The following is a 19,489-nucleotide window of genomic DNA, read 5'->3' as shown; positions in this document are numbered from 1 at the left end:
CGAATGCTCGCCTGCGGACGCTCGAAATCCATTCGTTGCGAGGCACCGACGGCAGCAACGAAATAAGTAACGCATCAAAGACCGAATGATGACCCGTCGCTGAGCGGTGCACCAACGCCGCGTCGATGTCCAAAATCGAAACCGTCATGCCCTGGCTTCTCATCCCTCAGAACAGCGGATAATGGGCCATTCCACAATCAACACACTTTGCGCAATCTTGATCAATCAACACCGTTGATACAATTGTAGGGCAATCTCGTTTTATTGCTCAACACTCTGGACATGATTGTTCACATTCAGTAGCGTTCACCGCACGTCTTGGGGGTGTGTCGGGAGCTGGTTCTGTACAGCTTGCGGGTGCTGTCATCATGCGCGTTTCACCACGGCAGCCTGCCGCTTCATTCACCCCTATGGCGCAAGAGCGGCCGGAGGCCCTGACATGACGATGCCGATGCCTGATCGCAAAATGCTGATTTCGGTCGAAGACCTTACGGTCAATTTTGGCGTGAATCGTGTGGTGGAAGATCTTTCTTTCTCCCTCGCGCCCGGCAAGACCGTGGCGGTCGTCGGCGAATCCGGTTCGGGAAAGTCCGTTACGTCGCTGGCAGTCATGCGGCTTGCAGACATGATGGGGGCGACGTTCTCCTCAGGTCGCATCCTGTTTGGAGACAAGGACCTGCTCCAAACGTCCCAGAAGGCGATGCGGCGCATTCGCGGCAAGGAGATCGCCATGATCTTCCAGGAGCCGATGACCTCGCTGAACCCGGTCTTCACAATCGGCGAGCAGATCTGCGAAGTCCTGCTGTTGCACGAAGCCATGACGAAAACCACAGCGATGGCAGAGGCGCGGCGGCTTCTGGATATGGTTCGCCTGCCTGATTCCGAACAGCTTTTGAAGCGTTACCCGCATCAGCTTTCAGGCGGCATGCGCCAGCGCGTGATGATCGCGATGGCGCTGGCCTGTCGGCCAAAACTGCTGATCGCTGACGAGCCAACGACCGCGCTCGACGTCACAATCCAGGCGCAGATCCTCCACATCATGCGGGATCTGCAGCAGGAACTCGGCATGGGTATGATTTTCATCACGCATGACATGGGTGTTGTTGCGGAGATGGCAGATGATGTCGTCGTCATGTGGAAGGGCAAGAAGGTCGAGGAAGGTCCGGTTCGCGATATTTTCGCCAATCCACAGCACCCCTATACCCGCACGCTCCTGGCGGCTGTACCGCGCCTGGGCAGCATGACCGGGGAGGCCTTCCCCAAACGCATGCCGGTTACCGTGCTACGCGATGGCGCGCCGGTGGTTGTCGGCGAAGAGCGCGTGCAGGATACTGCCCGTTATGACGAAAAGCCGCTGCTTTCGGTCAAGGACCTTTCCGTCAGCTTCGATATCCGCAAGTCCCTCTTCGGCAAGGCAACCCATCGCCTTAGTGCTGTTTCGAAGGTTGGCTTCGATATCTATCCCGGCGAGACGCTGGCGCTCGTCGGCGAATCCGGTTCCGGAAAGTCGACCATCGGCCGCACGATCCAGCAGTTGCAGACGGCGATGACCGGCGATATCGCGTTCAACGGCAAGCGCTTCTCTGCGATGTCGGCGGCCGAGCGTTTCCGCCTGCGCCAGGACGTCCAATACATCTTCCAGGATCCCTTCGCCTCGCTCGATCCACGCAAGACCGTTGGTTTCTCGATTGCCGAGCCGATCAATACACATGGCCTGATCCGGGGCACGAAAGCCGTGCGCCGGCGTGTCGAGGAACTGCTAGAACGCGTTGGGCTGACATCGGCCCATGCGGATCGTTATCCGCACGAATTTTCCGGCGGGCAGCGCCAGCGCGTCTGCATCGCGCGCGCGCTCGCCTCCGAGCCAAAGCTGATCATTGCCGACGAGGCGCTGTCGGCGCTCGACGTGTCGATCCAGGCGCAGATCATCAACCTGTTTATGGATCTGCAGGCCGAGCGCGGTCTGGCTTATCTCTTCATCAGTCACGATATGGCGGTGGTCGAGGAAATCAGCCATCGGGTTGCAGTGCTTTATCTGGGCCAGATCATGGAGATGGGCAGCCGCCAGCAGGTGTTCGAGACGCCGCGGCACGATTATACCCGCCGCCTTCTCTCGGCCGTTCCCGTCGCGGATCCGAACAGGGAGCGTAAAAGCACCCTCATCACCGGCGACATACCCAATCCGGTTCACCGCGTCGGCGATGAACCGGCCATTCTCGGTCACGAGGAAATCGATCCCGGCCACTTCGTCGCAAGAGTGGCCTGATACCTGCCAAAATGCAAGCAACTGGAGAGGAACAGCGACATGCAAACAATCAAACGGGGACTGACAGCAACCTTCATGGCGCTTGCCTTGTCGGGTGCAGCTTTTTATGCCGGACCGGCTCTAGCCGCCGGAAAAATGACGATTTCCAGCCCGCAGGACCCGGGCAGCTGGGATCCGATCGACACTTTCCTGGTGCAGTGGGCAGCCGTCGCGACCAATATCTTCGACGGCCTGACCTATCGTGGCCCCGATCTCAAGCTCGTGCCGGGCCTTGCTGAATCCTGGGAAGAGCTGGACGAGGGTAAGCGTATCCGCTTCAAGCTGCGCCAGAACGTCAAGTTCCATGACGGCGAAGCCTTCAATGCCCAGGCGGTGAAGTTTACCTTCGAACGCCTGCTCGGGGAAGAAGGTGCCAAGGGACCGCAGCGTTCCAACTATACCACCATCGAAAGTGTTGAAGTGATCGACGACTATACCGTCGACTTGAAGCTGAAATCGCCCGACCCGGTGCTGCTGACCAAGCTTGCCGGTTATGGCGCAATGATCGTTCCGCCGAAGTACATTCAGGAAAAGGGCGAGGATAATTTCAACCTTAATCCTGTCGGCACAGGCGCGTTCAAGTTCGTGTCCTATGCACCCAAGGTCGATATCAAGCTTGCAGCCAACCCGGATTACTGGGGCGGGGCGCCGAAGCTCTCCGAAGTGGAATACCGTTTCATCACCGAGCCCGCGACAGCTGTTGCCGAGCTTCAGGCCGGCCGTGTCGATCTGGTCATCCCGCCGACCATTCCGATCGGTATGATTCCGGTGATCGAAGGCGATGCGAACCTTGCTATCGTCAGCGTTCCGGGACCGACGGTCGATGCGCTGCGCTTCAACACGCGTGACGGCATCACTGCTGATCCCAAGGTGCGCAAGGCGATCATCATGGCCGTCGATCGTGCAACGATCGTCCAGTCGATCCTTGCTGGCCAGGCTTCCGAGATCGTCAGCTTTCAGAGCGCGCTGTCTTTCGGCTACGATGCGGACCTGAAGGCTGTTGCCTATGATCCGGAAGGTGCCAAGGCGCTTCTCGCCGAAGCTGGCATCAAGCCGGGCGCAACCCTGCAGATCGATATCCGAGGCAATGACTCGACGATGAACGAGGTTGCCCAGGTCGTCGCAAGTTATCTGCAGATGGTCGGCATTACTGCCACCATCAAGCCTTACGAGACCAATGTTTTGATCAACGACATCATTCCGCAGGGCAAGACCGGCGCGATGTTCCAGCAGAAATGGGGCGGCTGGACGTTCGACTACGACAACACAGCCTATGCCATGTATCACTCCGGTGAAAAGTGGAACCCCTACGACAGGGACGAGACGCTGGACAAGCTGCTGGAATCGCAGCGCCCGCTGACGGACCCTGCGGAGCGGGACAAGATCCTCAAGGACGTCGGCCGCTATGCCGCCGATCGGGCGCTGGAACTGCCGCTCTACAACAGCAACGCCATCTACGGCATCAGCAAGCGGGTGAAGGGCTTCGTTGCTCCTTCGGACAACCGCCTGAAGCTGACCGACGTCACCATCGAGTAATCTGAAGAGCTTTGTGCCGCCCGGCTAGCGGGCGGCACGTTTTCTCTTACCTTCAAGGATAACGAACGTGGCCGGTTTCCTTATCAAACGATTGCTGCAGGCGATCTTCGTCGTCTTTGCCCTCACGCTAGTGGTCTCTTTTGCCATCCGCCTGACCGGCGATCCTGCTTTGATGATGTTCCAGGGTGGTGGCAGCATGACGGAAGAGGACCTGATGCGCATCCGTGCGTCGCTGGGCACCGACCAGCCGTTCATCATGCAATATCTCAATTTCCTCAAGGGAATGGTGACGCTTGATTTCGGGCGCAGCTTTACCGGGGGAACCTCTGTTTCGATGCTGATCGGCAATGCGCTGCCGGCTACGCTTTTGCTCGCGTTCATCTCCATGTTCGTGTCGATCGCGCTGTCCATACCGCTCGGCATCAAGGCTGCGACGGCAAGAGGAAAAGGCGCCGATCAGGCGATCCGTATCCTCTCGCTGATCGGTCTTTCCTTCCCGAACTTCTGGCTCGCCACCATGCTGGTCCTTTTGTTTGCAGTGACGCTCGGCTGGCTGCCGCCAAGCGGCATGTCCGGATGGACGAGTTATGTCATGCCGGCGGTGACCATGGGCATTATCCTGACGGCAACCAATGTCCGGCTGGTGCGAACCTCCATGCTGGAAACCCTGCAGTCGCAATATATCATGGTGGCGCGCGCAAAGGGGCTGAGCGAAACGACGGTGCTCTACAAGCATGCGCTGCGCAACTGTGCCATTCCGCTCATCACCTATTTCGGCCTGCAGTTTGGCGGACTTCTTGGCGGCATCGTTGTCGTGGAGCGTGTCTTCAACTGGCCGGGCATGGGAACACTTGCCTTCGACGCGGTCTCGGCCCGCGACTACCCCGTCTTGCAAGCCGTTATCACCGTCCTGTCGCTGATGATCGTCGGCGTCAATCTCCTGGTCGACATTGCCTACGGGCTCGTTGATCCGCGCATTCGTACGGAGTAACCGCCAATGGCCACCAATACCTCCCGCCTGTCGCGGTTCTACAGCCTTGAATTCATCCTCGGCGCCGCGTTGACGCTCATCATATGCCTTGCAGTGCTGTTGTCCGACGTGCTGTTTCCAGGCGGCGCCGAAAAGATCAACCTGATCGCCCGTCTCACCAAGCCGTTTACCACCTTGGCTTACCCCTTGGGCACGGACCCGCTTGGCCGGGATGTGCTGGCGCGGGTGATTGCCGGCGGCAAGATTTCACTGCTGGTCGGCTTTACGTCGGTGATCGGCGCGGTAATCTTCGGTGTGCTGATGGGCCTGATCGCAGGTTATTACCGCGGCTTCTGGGATATGCTGGTGATGCGCTTTGCCGACCTGCAGCTCGCCATGCCGTTCATTCTGCTTGCTATCACCTTCATCGCCATCGTTGGCGGCAGCCTGACCAATACCATCATCCTGTTGATCGTCTCGCAATGGGTGCAATATGCCCGGGTGGTGCGCGGCTCGGTCCTGACGCTGCGCGAGCGGGAATTCATTCTTTCCGCCCGGGCCATCGGCGTGAAGGACTGGCGCATCATCTCTCAGCATCTGCTGCCGAACCTGATCGGACCGGTCATTGTTCTCATGACCCTTAACGTCGCCAACAACATCCTTTTGGAAAGCAGCTTGACCTTCCTCGGGCTCGGCGTCGATCCCACTATTCCGAGCTGGGGTGGCATGCTGGCCGATGGCCGCACCTATCTCCAGACCGCCTGGTGGGTCAGCGTCTTCCCGGGCCTGGCGATCCTCCTGACGGTGCTTGGCCTCAACCTTCTCGGCGACTGGCTGCGCGACAGTCTTGACCCAACTGGCAGAACTTCGAGGTAATCCGATGAACGTGATACTCCAGAAAACCTTCGAGCGTACACTCGATCGGTTGTCGGCGGGTGCCGTCGCGGGCGAGCATTTCGAGGCGTGGACCTTCGACGACCGCGAGAGCCGCGCGGCGGCGGAACGCAAGCTGGCCGACAAGGGCATCACGGCCCGCATCCGCTGCGCATACAAACCGTTGCTCTCCTTCTTTCTCGAAGAGGTAGACATTAAAGGCGTCGAGGCCATCGAGATTCGCTATCCGGTCCACGTCGCAGCATCCGAGAACCGTTTCCGGCTTGAGACCTATCCGCTGGCAGCGCTGGTAGGCGAGGCAAAGATCACTTTTGTCCCACGCACCGACAACGGGTTCTCCTATGAGGTGGTGCTGACGGGCGCCGGCGCCGAGCAATCCTTTACCGTTCTCGCGCCGAACAGGGTTCACCAGGACCGCACCGGGCAGACCAGTCTCTCGCCGACCGGCTGGTTGCGCCGCGCCGGTGAAGCGACTGGGGAACGGCTGGAAACGGACTATGAGGCCGTGTTCGAGGCTGCCATCTCCGCGATCGCCGACCACGACTGGGGCCAGGTTGAGCCCTATTTTGAAGAACTGAACATCGCGATCGGCCATCCGGCCGACGACGAGCCGGTTGCAATTGGTGATGAGGTTGTCAGCCTGCGTGAAGCGCTTCACGAGGACTTGTATTTCTCGCTTCTCGAATTCTTCCAGAAGAAGTCTGGCCGTCCGCTTGGGGATCGTAGCCTCCGGCCCGGAATGATCGTACCGGAAGTCGTGAAGGCCGAAGGCGCCATCACGCTCAGCATAACCACCCGCGCCTTGTCGACCGCTTTCCTGGACGGAGCCGCGCAGGCGATCGATATGGCTCGCGAACCGCTGGCTGCAGCCCAGGTGACGGCACAGCTGGCGGCGATCGGCGGGGAGGGTTTTACCGCCCATACCCGGTCGGGCCGCACGGTTTCGGCGTGCTATATCGCCGGCAGCGACGCTCCGGTGATGATCAGCGGCGGGCAGCATCCGAACGAAACCACCGGGATCGTCGGGGCCTTGCGTGCCGCAGTCAAGCTTACCGGGCGCCATGGCGCGCATTTCACCGTTTCGCCGCTTGAAAATCCGGATGGTTACGCGGTGCATCAGCGGCTACGCCGCGACAATCCGCGCCACATGCATCACGCCGCCCGTTATACCGCGCTGGGTGACGATCTCGAATACCGCACACACGAAAATGCGGGCGGGTACGTCAACGAAAAGGTAATCCGCTTCACGGCGCAAGAGTTGAGCGGTGCACAGTTGCACGTGAACCTGCATGGCTACCCTGCGCATGAATGGACGCGGCCGCTATCGGGTTATCTGCCGCGTGGTTTTGCCGCGTGGACCCTGCCTAAAGGCTATTTTCTCATCATGCGCCATCATGCTGGTTGGGAAAGCCAGGCGGAAACGTTGCTTGACCGGGTGACGCGGCATCTCGGCGAGATACCCGGTCTTCTGGAGTATAATGACAGGCAGATCGCACTCTACGAGATCCATGCAGGTGAAACCGGTTTCCGTATCATCAATGGCTTCCCCTGCATGACGTCGGTCGATGATCGTCATACCGTGCCGATGACCCTGATCACCGAATATCCGGACGAAACCATCTACGGCGAAGACTTTATCGCGGGCCACACGGCTCAGATGGAACTGGTACTCTCCGCCTATGCGGCCTGGCAGGATATCGTGCTGGTCAGCTAGTCGCGTCTAACGGTTAAACTTGGTCGGTCATCTGGGATAGCCGACCATGAGAGGGCGATGTCGCATTGTTTCGTCACCTTGACCGCATCCGGCCCGGCATCTGCACAGCCGGCGAGTTGATTCTGTAAGTTGTCGCACGTGTCATCACGCCGAGTGACAGCGCGTCATCGTCGACGCCGGTTCCAAAATATGTGGTCCGGTCGCGGCGCCCGCGGTAGCTCAGGCACTCATTTCGGAACAGAAGTAAGCGCTGAGGCGACGATGAAACCGGAACATGGATACTTGAGACTGTCCGGCGCGCGACCAACATCGGCTCTGACAGTGAGCATTGCCCCGTCCTTTCATACCCTATCGGGCCTTTATTCTTGATGTTCACTCCTGGGACGGTACCGGGCCATCCGTTCGGCCAAGTCTGCTTTGCCTTCCTTCTTCAGCTTATTCTCTGCCGCCAGCATGTCGCGCGGGCGTTCGTCCTGCTCGGGTTTAAACCGGGTTTCCACCTGCTCGATCGGCAATTCATAGCGTGCCGGCCGTTCACAACTATGATTGCATCTGTGCCGAAGCCAAACGGGACACTGCCGAGGTCGGCTATTTCATCCACTGGCTCATCGAGGAAGCGGCAACACCTTGACGCCGGTGCAACAGCGCGGTGACGAAAGGTTCACCGGGGAGCGCCGCACACCGCCGGTCGTTTTTGCATGACCTATATCTGCTGATGCGGCGCCTGGTGCGATTCAAGTCTATATGGTTTCCACTACTGGCCAAGATTCTTGAGATAGATTGACAGCAACTGTGTCTGCGACGAGATGCCGAGTTTGCGATACACGTTGCGGCGATGAACTTTGACGGTCCCGGTGGAAATGCCCAGCCGCAGACCAACCGATTCAGATGAATGCCCTTGCAGCACCAGCTCGACGATCGAGGCTTCCCGCCCGGTCAAATTGAGATTGCGCCACACCCGGTCGGCAGCCGGATGCGCGGACTTGCGGCCGCCCCGCTCCCGTTTGGCCAAGGCTGCATCAAAGCGTCGACCAAGATCAGGCCAGGCTTGGCAAACCAGCCCGACCACCAGCGGCTCCACCTTTTCCAAAAGCGAAAATTCGGCAGCAGGAAACACACCCGACTGTTCCCGCCGCATCAGCGACAGGACGACGGTGATGCCGTGTTCCAGCACGATGAAGAACCCGATCTCTTCCGCCAGCCGTGTCTGGGTATAGTAGCTGCGGAAATATTCGCTGGAAAAGAAGCGGTCAGGAGCAAGCTCGCGCATACGCCAGACACCCGGCTTCGGCTCGCGCGCCGCGTGATAGAACGGATCGAGCAGAAATGGCCCGGCCTGGTACAGACTGACGAAGATCACATGTTCATCTGCCGTGAAGGTGCTGTAAAGATCGATCGGACGCTCTTTTTCACGATAGGCAAAAACGACGGCATAGTCGAAACTGACCAGCGAGCGCATCAGCGTGCAGAAAAGATGACCCGCCTCCTCGTCGCCGCCCGGAACGCCACCGATCATCGGCCCCAGCGTCTTGAACAGTGCCTCCAGATCGATGCCCATACGTCCTGTCCAGCCTTGCAAAGAAGAACGGCATTTGCCTTCAGGGTATACACCTTCCACAGCGATGAATGGCTTGAAATACCCCTTTCGGGGTATATACCGCCAATGGCCGGTTTGAATAGTCTGCTGGTCAGACGGTGAGAAACCGGGCAGCCGCAAGGCGGTCCGGTATTCTGAAAAACAACCGCGGGGAATGAAGACGTGACAGCCGCTGCAGCGAACGACATCGAGTTCCGTTCGGTCACCAAGCGCTATGGCAGCGTGACCGCTGTTTCGGACATCAACCTTGCCGTTCCGAAGGGCGCCTTCGTGGCGCTGCTTGGGCCGTCCGGCTGCGGCAAGACCACATGCCTACGGATGATCGGCGGCTTCGAGCAGCCGAGCGACGGCACCGTGCTGATCGACGGCCACGAGATGAACGGCGTGCCGCCCTATCGCCGCCCCGTCAACATGGTCTTCCAGCATTACGCGCTCTTCCCGCATTTCGACGTCGAGCAAAACGTTGCCTATGGCCTGAAGCAGGCCCGGCCAAAACTGGCGGCAGCCGAAATTTCCGCCCGGGCACGCAAGGCCCTTGAGATGGTCCGCCTTGGCGGCTTCGAGAGGCGCCGCATCCATGAAATGTCCGGTGGCCAGCAGCAGCGCGTGGCGCTTGCCCGTGCCATCGTCAACAGGCCCTCCGTGCTTCTGCTCGATGAACCGCTGGCGGCCCTCGACAAGAAGCTGCGCACCGCCATGCAGATCGAACTGCAGACGCTGCAGCGCGAACTTGGCGTCACCTTTGTGCTGGTCACCCACGATCAGGAGGAGGCGCTCTCGATGAGCGACATGGTCTGCGTGATGAACGCCGGTCGGATCGTCCAGATGGACAGGCCCCAGGACATCTACGACCGGCCGGCCGATCTCTTCGTCGCCGATTTCGTCGGCAAAACCAACCGGATTTCAGCAACCGTTGAACCCGATGGCACGACCCTGCGGCTTCCGAACGGCATGGCGGTTGCTGCCCGGTCAAGCATGAAACCGGGCGCTGCGACCGTGGCGCTGAGGCCGGAAGCGATCGACCTTGCGCGGCAATCGACTGGTGAAGGTAATCCGCTGGCCGGGGTCGTTACCCACCGTATTTTCCTCGGCTCCACCGCCGAATACCAGATCAGCGTCGATGGCCTTGGCGATTTCCTCGTCACCGCCGACCGGCGCAGCGTGCAGGAAAGCGATCTCGTCGAACCGGGCGAACGGGTCGTACTGACTTTCGACCCCGGCAAAGTGCATGTTTTCCCGGCCTGAGGAACGGCCGTACACGTCAAGACAAAAAAGGGAACAAAGTCATGACAAAGTGGTACAGAGAAAATGCCCCGACATCAGCCGAAAACCTCACTGACGAATGGATGCGCCTGAAGCGCGGCTCGGTCACCCGCCGCCACTTCCTTGGCGTCACCGGCCTTGGTCTGGCCGCAGCCGTTCTTGCCCGCCAGCCTGGCCTGTTCAATTCCACCGCCTATGCCGAAGACCTCGGTACGACCATGTCGCTCGCCACCTGGCCGAACTATCATGATCCTGCGACCTTCGAAGCCTTCACTGCGGCGACCGGCGTTGCCGTCGAAGTCAATGTCTTCGGCTCGAACGAAGAAATGCTGGCCAAGCTCCAGGCTGGCGGCACCGGCTGGGATCTGTTCGTTCCCACCAATTACACGATCTCCACCTATGTAAAACTCGGATTGGTCGACCCACTCGATATGGCGAAGGTTCCTGCTTTCTCGCAAGCCACGGAATCGGCCCGCTTCACCTCCGAAGGAGCGATCGACGGCACGACCTATGCTCTGCCGAAGAACTGGGGCACGACCGGCATGGCCGTCAACACCTCCAAGATCAAGACCAAGCTGACCTCCTGGAAGGATTTCTTTGAAGTCGCCATGACCGAAGCCGACGGCCGTGCCATGGTACATGACTATCAGTTGACCACCATCGGAAGCGCGCTGGTCTCGCTCGGCTATTCCTTCAACTCGATCAAGCCGGAAGAGTTGGCCAAGGCAGAGGAACTGCTAATCAAGGTCAAGCCGCATCTCTACGGCATCAACAGCGACTACCAGCCGGGGATGCGCGCGACCGACGCCTGGATGACCATGTGCTGGACCAATGACGGTGCCCAGCTCAACCGCGACATGCCGGAGATCGCCTATATCCTCGGCACCGATGGCGGCGAGATCTGGACCGATTTTTACGCAATCCCGAAAAGTGCAGTCAACAAGCCGGCCGGTTATGCGCTGCTCAACTATCTCATGACACCGGAAAACGCCATCAAGGAACACATCGCCAACGGCGCGCCGACCACCGACAGCCGCGTGCTGGCGCTGCTTCCGGCCGATGCGACTTCCAACAAGATCGTCTATCCGGACGAGGCGTCGCTGACCAAGCTGGAATTCGGTGCCGCGGTAACATTGACCGACCCGGCCCGCGCCGAATTGATGGCACGGTTCAAATCGGCGTGATTTCCCATCTCCCCGACGGGGAGAAGAAGGTGTTCGCGGTTGAGACGACCTTACAGGTGTCCCTTCCCCCACAGGGGGAGGGAAAACCACGCAAGCGGCACGCTCCGGAATAACCTGGACCAAAGGACAACTGTTACATGCCCCTCGCCCCGGACAGAAAGCGACACCTTGTCACGGCCGCGCTCGTAGCGCCGGCCGGGCTCTGGCTGCTCGTGTTTCTCGTCTTGCCCTTCATAGCCATGGTCGTCTTCGCCTTTGGCGAGCGCGCGCCGGAAGGCGGGTATCAGGCGGCCTTTACGTTCGCACAGTTCGCCAATCTACCCTCCCGCGCGGCGGCCTTCTGGAACACCATGATGATCGCGCCCGTCGGCGCCTTCCTCTGCCTGATCGTAGCCTATCCCGTCGCCTATTATCTGGCGATCAAGTCCAATCCGAAGTACCGGCTGGTTCTGGTTTCGCTTGTGGTCGTGCCGTTCTGGACAAGCCTGCTCGTGCGCACCTATGCCTGGATGTACATTCTGGGTTCGCGCGGTATTCCCAACCTGCTCGGCATGATCGGCATCGAGGATATCCGGCTGCTCAACACGCCTGGCGCCGTGCTGCTCGGCATCGTCTATGGCTACCTGCCGCTGATGATCATGCCTATCTATGTCAGCCTGGAAAAACTCGACCGCCGCCTGCTCGAAGCTTCGGCCGATCTCGGCGCCAGGCCCATTTCGACCTTCTTCGGCATCACCCTGCCCCTGTCGCTTCCCGGCGTCATGACCGGGGTGGCGCTGGTGACCATCTTACTGCTCGGCGAATACCTGATCCCGCAGCTGCTCGGCGGCGGCAAGGTATTCTTTATCGGCAATGCGCTGGTCGATCTCTTCCTGCAATCGCGCAACTGGCCGTTCGGTTCGGCCATCGCGGTGACGCTGGTGGTTGTGGTGGTGATCGTGCTCAGCGTCGCCATGCGCATCGCATGGAAAGTATCCGGCTCAAGACAAGTGGATCTGGTCTGATGCGCGCGCTGGTCACTTTCGTCTATCTGTTTCTTTATGCGCCGATTGCGCTGGTCGTGCTGTTCTCGTTCAACGCCGGCCGCAATGCCAGCGAGTTCACCGGCTTCTCGACCATGTGGTACGGCAAGGCGCTCGGCAATACCTTCCTGATCACCGCCCTGCAGAACAGCCTGATGATCGCCTTCACAAGCGCCATGCTTGCTGCGGTATTCGGCACAATGGCAGCGCTCGGAATGCAGCGGCTGAGCAGCCGCGGCCGTGCCATCTTTGACGGCCTGTTTGCCGCCGCCATCGTCGTGCCCGGCGTCGTTATTGGCATTGCCACGCTGGTCGCTTTGGTCGAGGTGTTCTCCTTCCTCAACCCGGCGCTCGCTTCGATCTGGCCGGGCGCCAAGCCACCGCAGCTTGGCCTGGGCTACGGCTCGATCATCGCAGCTCACGGCCTGTTTTCCCTGGCCCTGGTGACCATGATCGTCAAAGCCCGCATTGCCAGCCTCGGCCGCGATATCGTCGAGGCCTCCAGCGATCTCTACGCCACGCCACTCACCACCTTCCGCCAGATCGTGCTGCCTCAGATCCTGCCATCGGTGCTGGCAGGCTTCCTGCTTGCCTTCACCTTTTCCTTCGACGATTTCATCGTCGCCTTCTTCGTCGCCGGCTCGAAGACGACGCTGCCGATCTACGTCTTTGCCTCGATTAGGCGCGGCGTAACACCGGAGATCAACGCGGTCGCCACCATGGTTCTGATCGCCTCTCTGCTGATGATCCTGATTGCCCGTGTGCTGATGCGGGACAAGACACCAAAAGTGCAAGCCGGGGAGTAGACGATGATCCTGAAAGACCGGGTGGCTATCGTCACCGGCGCCGGCTCCGGCATCGGCCAGGCGGGTGCAGCGATCATGGCGCGCGAGGGCGCCCATGTCGCAGTCGCCGATCGCAGCACCGAAGGTGCAGCCGAAACCGTCGCGCTGATCCGAAATGCCGGCGGCAGCGCCGAAAGCCTCATCCTCGACGTCACCGACGACGTCTCGCTTGAAACCGGAATCGCTTCGGTACTTGCCCGTCATGGCCGCATCGATATCCTGCACAATCATGCCGGCGCTCAGGTGGCGGGCGACCTCGAACAGGTGGCGGTCGAAGGCTTCGACCGCTCCTGGAGCCTGAATGTGCGCGCCCATTTCATGGCCGCCCGCTTCGTCATGCCAGCGATGAAGACGCAAGGGGCTGGCGTCATCCTCAACACCTCGTCCTCTTCCGGGGTGCTCTACGACCGCGAGATGATCGCCTACACCACCACCAAACATGCAGTCATCGCCATGACCAGGCAGATGGCCGGCGATTACGCAAGGTTCGGCATCCGCGTCAACGCGCTCTGCCCCGGCTGGGTCGACACCCCCTTCAACAGCCCCTTCATCGCCCAGATGGGGGGACGCGCCGCAATCGAGGCCTATGTGCGAGAAAAGGTCCCGATGGGGCGATGGGCAGATGTCAGCGAGATCGCAGAATCGATCCTGTTCCTCGTTTCCGACCGGTCTAGTTACATGACAGGCCAGATCCTAGTAGTGGACGGCGGCGAAGCCGTCGTCTGATCCCTCTCATCCACCGGTCAATTCTTCTAGGGGGCACAAGCTTGCCTGTCCAACCCCCGTTTCTGGCGCTTCATCTGCGGGTTCGATAGGTCCTTGTCCTGTATTTCGGGCCGCGCCATTGCGGCCACCTCAGGCCATACCAGGTTCGGCGGCCCGCTCCGTGGAGGCTCAGGTGTCCCTCATCAGTCAACGCGCGCAGATGATCCTTGACGGTATTCCGGCTTGCGCCCGTGGCCTTGGCCGCGTCCATAACGGTCACTCTTCCGCGCTCGCGCGCCAGTTCGAGGATGGAGACCGACAACTCCGGCAGATCGCCCAGGAGGAAACGCTCACGATCCATCTTCCGCTCGAGGCGCTGCTTTTGCCGCTGCAGGCTTCGCAGGATGAACTCGACCCAGGGATACCATTCTTGCCGATCTGTGCAGATCGCTCCCTGCGTGCGGCGAAGCGCGAGATAATTGGCCTCCTTGTTTTGCTCGACGATGCTTTCGAGCGAGCTGTAGGGCACGTAGGTATAGCCAGCCCGAAGGAGCAGCAGGTGTGGTCAACGCCCGCGACAGGCGGCCGTTACTATCCTGGAAAGGATGCATTTCCAGAAAGACCACGACGAAGATAGCGACAATCAGCAGAGGGTGGAACGTCCCATCCTTCTCCTGAGCCTGCTGCCAAGCCACCAGTTCCGCCATTCGGCTCGGCGTATCGAACGGCGAGGCTGTTGCGAAGACGACGCCAAGGCTCACACCGTTCTCGTCGAAAGCCTCGACATTGTTGGCAAGGGTCTCCAGTCACAGCGGTGTCGCTCATCCTTGGTCGAGTGCACGAGCAAATCCCGATGAAGCTTGCGTATGTGATTTTCGTTGAGCGGAATGGCGTCGAAGGGCGAGAAGATCGTCTCCATCACCTCGCAATATCCTGCGACCTCCTGTTCGTCGCGGCTGGAAAAAGAACCGATCCGGAGGTTTACGAGCAGCCACTCGACTTCCCGGTCACTCAGCTTCGCACCCTCGATGCGCGTCGACGATCGCTCTCGATCGTTGCGACCCGACGCGGGCTTGACAGGCGATCAGGCGCAATGCGGCCGAGTGCGCGCGATGCGTCTTTGAATTCGTCTATCTACGCGATCAGCGACAGGATCTCAGGCGCTATCCGCAATGTCGAGAGGTTGAGAGCCGGCATGCATTGTCCCATCCGTTTCCATCCGAAACGGTTATCACACGGTGGGCTCCATTGTTCCATCCATTTTCATCCGAAAGCAGATGCCAAATGCGTTTCATAAGCGCAACCAAGTCCTCGCCTGATGAGCGGGCCCTGAAGCCATGGAGATTTGCAATTCAAGCGAGCATGCAGGCCTCCATATTCGCTTTGGCGCCACGAACGATTTTCCGGCGGTTTTCAAACGACTGAAACAGCTTCACCTGTCACCCGCCTCATAATTGTAGAACCGATTGACTTGCTACCGCGAAGGATTAATCTTTCAGTGATCGCGAACACTATGCGCACGAGAATAGTGGCGGATGGTGCAAGTGGCTGGGCATCCTGGAGGAGGATGAGGTTTGCCATGGATTATCGTAATGTTCTGCTGATCGGCGCGTCCATCATCGCTCTTTCTTCGTTTGATGCCCGGTCCGAAGAGGGCGATGCGACGGTAGGCGCCACCGTTTTCAAGAAATGCGCGATCTGCCATACCGTTGATACCGACAAGAACAAGGTCGGCCCGTCACTGAACGGGCTGTTCGGCAGAAAGGCCGGAACGCATCCGGATTTCGCCTATTCGGCCGGGATGAAGGCAGCCGGCGACGGCGGTCTCATCTGGGACGAGACGACGTTGCGCGACTATCTGCACAATCCGAAAATGAAGGTGAAGGGCACGAAGATGGCCTTCGTCGGCCTGAAAGGCGATCAGGATATAACCAATCTTATCGCCTACCTGAAGCAATATTCCAAGTGACAGGTCGCGTGATGACCCGGGCAGCCTATCCGTAAACTACTTCAATTGCTGCATTTTTCGGTGTGAGAGACTAAAACGGTATTTTTTAGATTCCTATTCACGGTCGGGTCGGCTCAGGAGGGTCGGAAATGGCTGTTGTGCTGATCCTCGCCTTACTGGTAGTGGGCTCCGTGTTGTTCCACATGCTGAGCCCGTGGTGGTGGACGCCCATCGCATCCAACTGGACCTATATCGACAGCACACTCATCGTCACCTTCTGGATCACCGGCGTCGTCTTTGTCGCGGTGGTCTCCTTCATGGCCTATTGTGTCTGGCGCTTCCGGCACAAGCCGGGCAACCGGGCGGCCTACGAGCCAGAAAACCGAAAGCTGGAAGTGCTGTTGGCATCCGGAACCGCCGTCGGTGTCGCCGCCATGCTTGTGCCGGGCCTTTTCGTGTGGAACCAGTTCATCACCGTGCCTGACGATGCCGCACCGGTCGAGGTTGTCAGCCAGCAGTGGTTATGGAGCTTCCGCCTGCCGGGCGTGGACGGAAAGCTCGGTCGTTCGGAACCGCGCGAAATCAGCCCGGAAAATCCGCTTGGCGTGAACAAGAACGATACGACCGGTCTTGACGACGTCATCATCGAGGGCGGCGAGTTACATCTGCCAGTCGGCAAGCCGGTACGCATACTGTTGCGCTCCATCGATGTCCTTCACGATTTCTACGTACCGGAATTCCGCGCCAAGATGGACATGATCCCCGGCATGATAACCTATTTCTGGTTCACGCCGACGCGGACGGGAACCTTCGATATTCTCTGCGCCGAACTTTGCGGTGTCGGCCATTCGCAAATGCGAGGTACCGTCGTGGTCGAGGAAGCGGCGGACTATCAGGCATGGCTGGAGCAGCAACAGACATTCACCCAGCTTCTGGCATCTGGAGAGCCGCAGCCGGCAAACTGAACATGGGAACATGGCAGGAAGGCATCGGAGCAAAAGCGAGGACAGATCATGGTCGAGATTCCAGCCAGCAGCGCAGACGCCGTCCCGGCCTCCGAAGTGGAAGATATGGAGCTTTACCATCCGAAAAGCTGGTGGACGAAATATGTCTTCAGCCAGGATGCCAAGATCATCGCCGTGCAATACTCGGTCACGGCCATCTCGATCGGTCTTGTGGCGCTGGTGCTTTCCTGGCTGATGCGTCTGCAGCTTGCCTTTCCCGGCTACTTCGCCTTCATCGACGCAGATCACTACTATCAGTTCATCACCATGCACGGCATGATCATGGTGGTTTATCTGCTGACCGCCCTGTTTCTCGGCGGGTTCGGCAATTACCTCATCCCCCTGATGGTCGGCGCACGCGACATGGTGTTCCCTTACGCGAACATGCTGAGCTACTGGATATATCTACTCGCAGTGCTGATCCTGGCCGCGGGTTTCTTCGCGCCCGGCGGACCGACAGGAGCCGGCTGGACGCTCTATCCGCCGCAGGCCGTTCTCTCCGGCACGCCAGGCGGCCAGGACTGGGGCATCCTCCTCATGCTCTCCTCGCTGATCGTCTTCGTCATCGGTTTTACCATGGGCGGCCTGAACTATGTCGTCACCGTCCTGCAAGGCCGGGCGCGCGGCATGACGCTGATGCGCATGCCGCTGACCGTCTGGGGCATCTTTACCGCAACGGTGATGGCGCTTTTGGCCTTCCCCGCCCTTTTCGTCGCCTGCGTCATGATGCTGTTTGACCGACTGCTTGGCACCAGTTTCTTCATGCCCGCCATCGTCGAGATGGGAACGCAGTTACAACATGGCGGCGGCAGTCCGATCCTGTTCCAGCACCTGTTCTGGTTCTTCGGGCATCCGGAGGTCTATATCGTTGCGCTGCCTGCCTTCGGGATTGTCTCGGATCTCATCAGCACGCATGCGCGCAAGAACATTTTCGGTTATCGAATGATGGTCTGGGCGATCGTCATCATCGCAGCCCTGAGTTTCGTCGTCTGGGCGCACCACATGTATGTCAGCGGCATGAACCCTGCCTTCGGCTTCTTCTTCGCCACCACGACGCTCATCATCGCAGTCCCGACGGCGATCAAGGTGTATAACTGGGTGCTGACGTTGTGGCGCGGCGACATTCACCTGACGCTGCCCATGCTCTTTGCACTGGCCTTTATCGTCACCTTCGTCAATGGCGGGCTAACGGGCCTGTTTCTCGGCAATGTCGTTGTCGATGTTCCGCTATCCGACACGATGTTTGTCGTCGCCCATTTCCACATGGTCATGGGCGTGGCACCGATCCTCGTGGTCTTCGGGGCGATCTACCATTGGTACCCGAAGGTGACCGGGCGCATGCTGAACGAGGTGCTCGGCCATATCCACTACTGGACCACCTTTCTCGGCGCGTATGCTATCTTCTTTCCGATGCATTATCTCGGCCTGCTCGGCGTGCCGCGCCGCTACTACGAGATCGGAGAGACAAGCTTCGTTCCGCCTTCGGCCCACACGCTGAACATCTTCATCACCGTCATGGCGCTTGTTGTCGGAGCCGCGCAGATGGTCTTCCTGTTCAATCTGATCTGGAGCCTTTTCAGGGGCAAAGAGGCAGGCGGTAATCCGTGGCGCGCGACGACGCTCGAATGGCAGACGCCGCAGACGCCGCCCGCCCATGGCAACTGGGGCAAGGACCTGCCGATCGTCTACCGCTGGGCCTATGACTACAGTGTGCCGGGAGCGCCCGAGGATTTCATTCCGCAGACGCAACCTGCAACTGACCGCGTCACGCGGGAGGTCATGACATGAACGTCACGCTGCTCTTCCTCGCCGTCATCGGCGCCATCATCGCCTGGTGGATGGCAGGGCAACGGCTGACCTCGAAACCCTGGCTTGAAGCGAGCCCGGTGCAAACGTCAACCGGCCTGAAAGACCCGCCTGCTCCGGCGATAAAAATCGGCCTCTATGTGTTCCTCGGCGTCGTCGGCGCCCTCTTCAGCCTATTCATCAGCGCTTATTTTATGCGCATGGCTTCCCCGGACTGGTGGGGAATGCCGGTTCCGTGGCTGCTCTGGGTGAACACCGCCCTGCTCGCCGCCAGCAGCGCCGCGCTGCAATGGGCAAAAACCGAGGCGCGGCATAACCGCATGGAGAACGTGCGGCCTGCCCTTGTCGCCGGCCTGCTTCTTGCGGCCCTCTTTCTCGCAGGACAGATTGAGGCCTGGCGGGACCTGAACGCAGCCGGCTATGTGCTTGCCGACAATCCCGCCAACAGTTTCTTCTACATCCTGACCGGCCTGCACGGTCTGCATATTCTCGGTGGGCTTGTCGTGACCGGCCGCACGACCGTCAGGGCATTTGCAGCCGATATCTCGCCGGCGCGGCTTCGCCTCAGCGTCGATCTCTGCACCCTCTATTCCCATTTCATGCTCGCCGTCTGGCTCATACTCTTCGCGCTCTTTGCCGGCTGGGCGAACGATTTCGTCGATCTCTGCCGCCAACTGCTCAGCTAGGAGATTTTCA

General features: G+C 59.6%; 17 protein-coding genes and 1 pseudogene. 14 read left to right on the top strand and 4 right to left on the bottom strand.

Going from position 1 to position 19,489, the window contains the following annotated elements; genetic code table 11:
• Nucleotides 1-445 precede the first annotated feature (445 nt).
• The 5 genes from ACP7E0_RS25320 (at nucleotide 446) to ACP7E0_RS25300 (ending at nucleotide 7,419) form a co-directional block, all read left to right on the top strand.
• The gene (locus ACP7E0_RS25320) at nucleotides 446-2,266 is read left to right on the top strand and encodes an ABC transporter ATP-binding protein (RefSeq protein ID WP_426128914.1); all 1,821 of its coding nucleotides are present in this window, start codon (nucleotides 446-448) and stop codon (nucleotides 2,264-2,266) included.
• 39 nt (nucleotides 2,267-2,305) lie between these two features.
• Nucleotides 2,306-3,841: an ABC transporter substrate-binding protein gene (locus ACP7E0_RS25315; RefSeq protein ID WP_426128899.1), complete on the top strand. Its 1,536-nt coding sequence runs from the start codon at nucleotides 2,306-2,308 to the stop codon at nucleotides 3,839-3,841.
• A 67-nt stretch (nucleotides 3,842-3,908) separates the two neighbouring features.
• Nucleotides 3,909-4,832, top strand: a complete 924-nt coding sequence (locus ACP7E0_RS25310; protein ID WP_426128897.1) for an ABC transporter permease — start codon at nucleotides 3,909-3,911, stop codon at nucleotides 4,830-4,832.
• A 6-nt stretch (nucleotides 4,833-4,838) separates the two neighbouring features.
• Nucleotides 4,839-5,687 (top strand): ABC transporter permease, encoded by an 849-nt coding sequence (locus tag ACP7E0_RS25305; protein ID WP_426128895.1) that lies wholly within the window; start codon nucleotides 4,839-4,841, stop codon nucleotides 5,685-5,687.
• Between the two features lie 4 nt (nucleotides 5,688-5,691).
• Complete coding sequence (locus tag ACP7E0_RS25300; protein ID WP_426128893.1) at nucleotides 5,692-7,419, top strand: M14 family metallopeptidase; 1,728 nt, start codon at nucleotides 5,692-5,694, stop codon at nucleotides 7,417-7,419.
• Between the two features lie 359 nt (nucleotides 7,420-7,778).
• Here the strand turns inward: ACP7E0_RS25300 and ACP7E0_RS25295 are convergent, their stop codons facing one another.
• On the bottom strand, nucleotides 7,779-7,934 hold the full coding sequence (locus ACP7E0_RS25295) for a hypothetical protein (protein WP_426128891.1): 156 nt from the start codon (nucleotides 7,932-7,934) through the stop codon (nucleotides 7,779-7,781).
• Between the two features lie 239 nt (nucleotides 7,935-8,173).
• Complete coding sequence (locus ACP7E0_RS25290; protein WP_426128889.1) at nucleotides 8,174-8,977, bottom strand: helix-turn-helix transcriptional regulator; 804 nt, start codon at nucleotides 8,975-8,977, stop codon at nucleotides 8,174-8,176.
• 201 nt (nucleotides 8,978-9,178) lie between these two features.
• On the opposite strand from ACP7E0_RS25290, the gene ACP7E0_RS25285 reads away from it, so the two are divergent.
• From ACP7E0_RS25285 to ACP7E0_RS25265, 5 genes are all read left to right on the top strand, one after another.
• Nucleotides 9,179-10,261: an ABC transporter ATP-binding protein gene (locus tag ACP7E0_RS25285; protein ID WP_426128887.1), complete on the top strand. Its 1,083-nt coding sequence runs from the start codon at nucleotides 9,179-9,181 to the stop codon at nucleotides 10,259-10,261.
• A gap of 41 nt (nucleotides 10,262-10,302) precedes the next feature.
• A complete protein-coding gene (locus ACP7E0_RS25280; RefSeq protein ID WP_426128885.1) occupies nucleotides 10,303-11,463 on the top strand; it encodes a polyamine ABC transporter substrate-binding protein in 1,161 nt (386 codons plus the stop codon).
• 137 nt (nucleotides 11,464-11,600) lie between these two features.
• Nucleotides 11,601-12,467, top strand: a complete 867-nt coding sequence (locus ACP7E0_RS25275; protein ID WP_426128883.1) for an ABC transporter permease — start codon at nucleotides 11,601-11,603, stop codon at nucleotides 12,465-12,467.
• Nucleotides 12,467-13,291: an ABC transporter permease gene (locus ACP7E0_RS25270; RefSeq protein WP_426128881.1), complete on the top strand. Its 825-nt coding sequence runs from the start codon at nucleotides 12,467-12,469 to the stop codon at nucleotides 13,289-13,291. The genes ACP7E0_RS25275 and ACP7E0_RS25270 overlap by 1 nt, the downstream gene beginning before the upstream one ends.
• Nucleotides 13,292-13,294: 3 nt before the next feature.
• Entirely contained in the window at nucleotides 13,295-14,056 is a 762-nt protein-coding gene (locus tag ACP7E0_RS25265) for an SDR family NAD(P)-dependent oxidoreductase (protein WP_426128879.1), read from the top strand.
• A 70-nt stretch (nucleotides 14,057-14,126) separates the two neighbouring features.
• Here ACP7E0_RS25265 and ACP7E0_RS25260 read toward each other — a convergent pair whose 3' ends face one another.
• Both ACP7E0_RS25260 and ACP7E0_RS25255 read right to left on the bottom strand, forming a co-directional pair.
• On the bottom strand, nucleotides 14,127-14,564 hold the full coding sequence (locus ACP7E0_RS25260; RefSeq protein WP_426128877.1) for a DUF977 family protein: 438 nt from the start codon (nucleotides 14,562-14,564) through the stop codon (nucleotides 14,127-14,129).
• A 94-nt stretch (nucleotides 14,565-14,658) separates the two neighbouring features.
• Nucleotides 14,659-14,742 (bottom strand): annotated as a pseudogene (locus ACP7E0_RS25255) (hypothetical protein); the annotation flags it as partial.
• Nucleotides 14,743-15,614: 872 nt separating this feature from the next.
• On the opposite strand from ACP7E0_RS25255, the gene ACP7E0_RS25250 reads away from it, so the two are divergent.
• The 4 genes from ACP7E0_RS25250 (at nucleotide 15,615) to ACP7E0_RS25235 (ending at nucleotide 19,479) form a co-directional block, all read left to right on the top strand.
• A complete protein-coding gene (locus ACP7E0_RS25250) occupies nucleotides 15,615-16,004 on the top strand; it encodes a c-type cytochrome (protein WP_426128875.1) in 390 nt (129 codons plus the stop codon).
• A gap of 128 nt (nucleotides 16,005-16,132) precedes the next feature.
• The gene (locus ACP7E0_RS25245; protein ID WP_426128873.1) at nucleotides 16,133-16,948 is read left to right on the top strand and encodes a cytochrome c oxidase subunit II; all 816 of its coding nucleotides are present in this window, start codon (nucleotides 16,133-16,135) and stop codon (nucleotides 16,946-16,948) included.
• Between the two features lie 48 nt (nucleotides 16,949-16,996).
• A complete protein-coding gene (locus tag ACP7E0_RS25240; protein ID WP_426128871.1) occupies nucleotides 16,997-18,775 on the top strand; it encodes a cytochrome c oxidase subunit I in 1,779 nt (592 codons plus the stop codon).
• Nucleotides 18,772-19,479: a cytochrome c oxidase subunit 3 gene (locus ACP7E0_RS25235; protein ID WP_426128869.1), complete on the top strand. Its 708-nt coding sequence runs from the start codon at nucleotides 18,772-18,774 to the stop codon at nucleotides 19,477-19,479. Before ACP7E0_RS25240 ends, ACP7E0_RS25235 begins: the two co-directional genes overlap by 4 nt.
• Nucleotides 19,480-19,489 lie beyond the last annotated feature (10 nt).

Origin of the sequence: Pararhizobium sp. PWRC1-1 (assembly GCF_049897905.1) — a bacterium.
Classification (GTDB): domain Bacteria; phylum Pseudomonadota; class Alphaproteobacteria; order Rhizobiales; family Rhizobiaceae; genus Pararhizobium.
The sequence above is the reverse complement of the archived record's forward strand: the minus strand, read 5'-3'. Positions and strand labels throughout refer to the sequence as shown.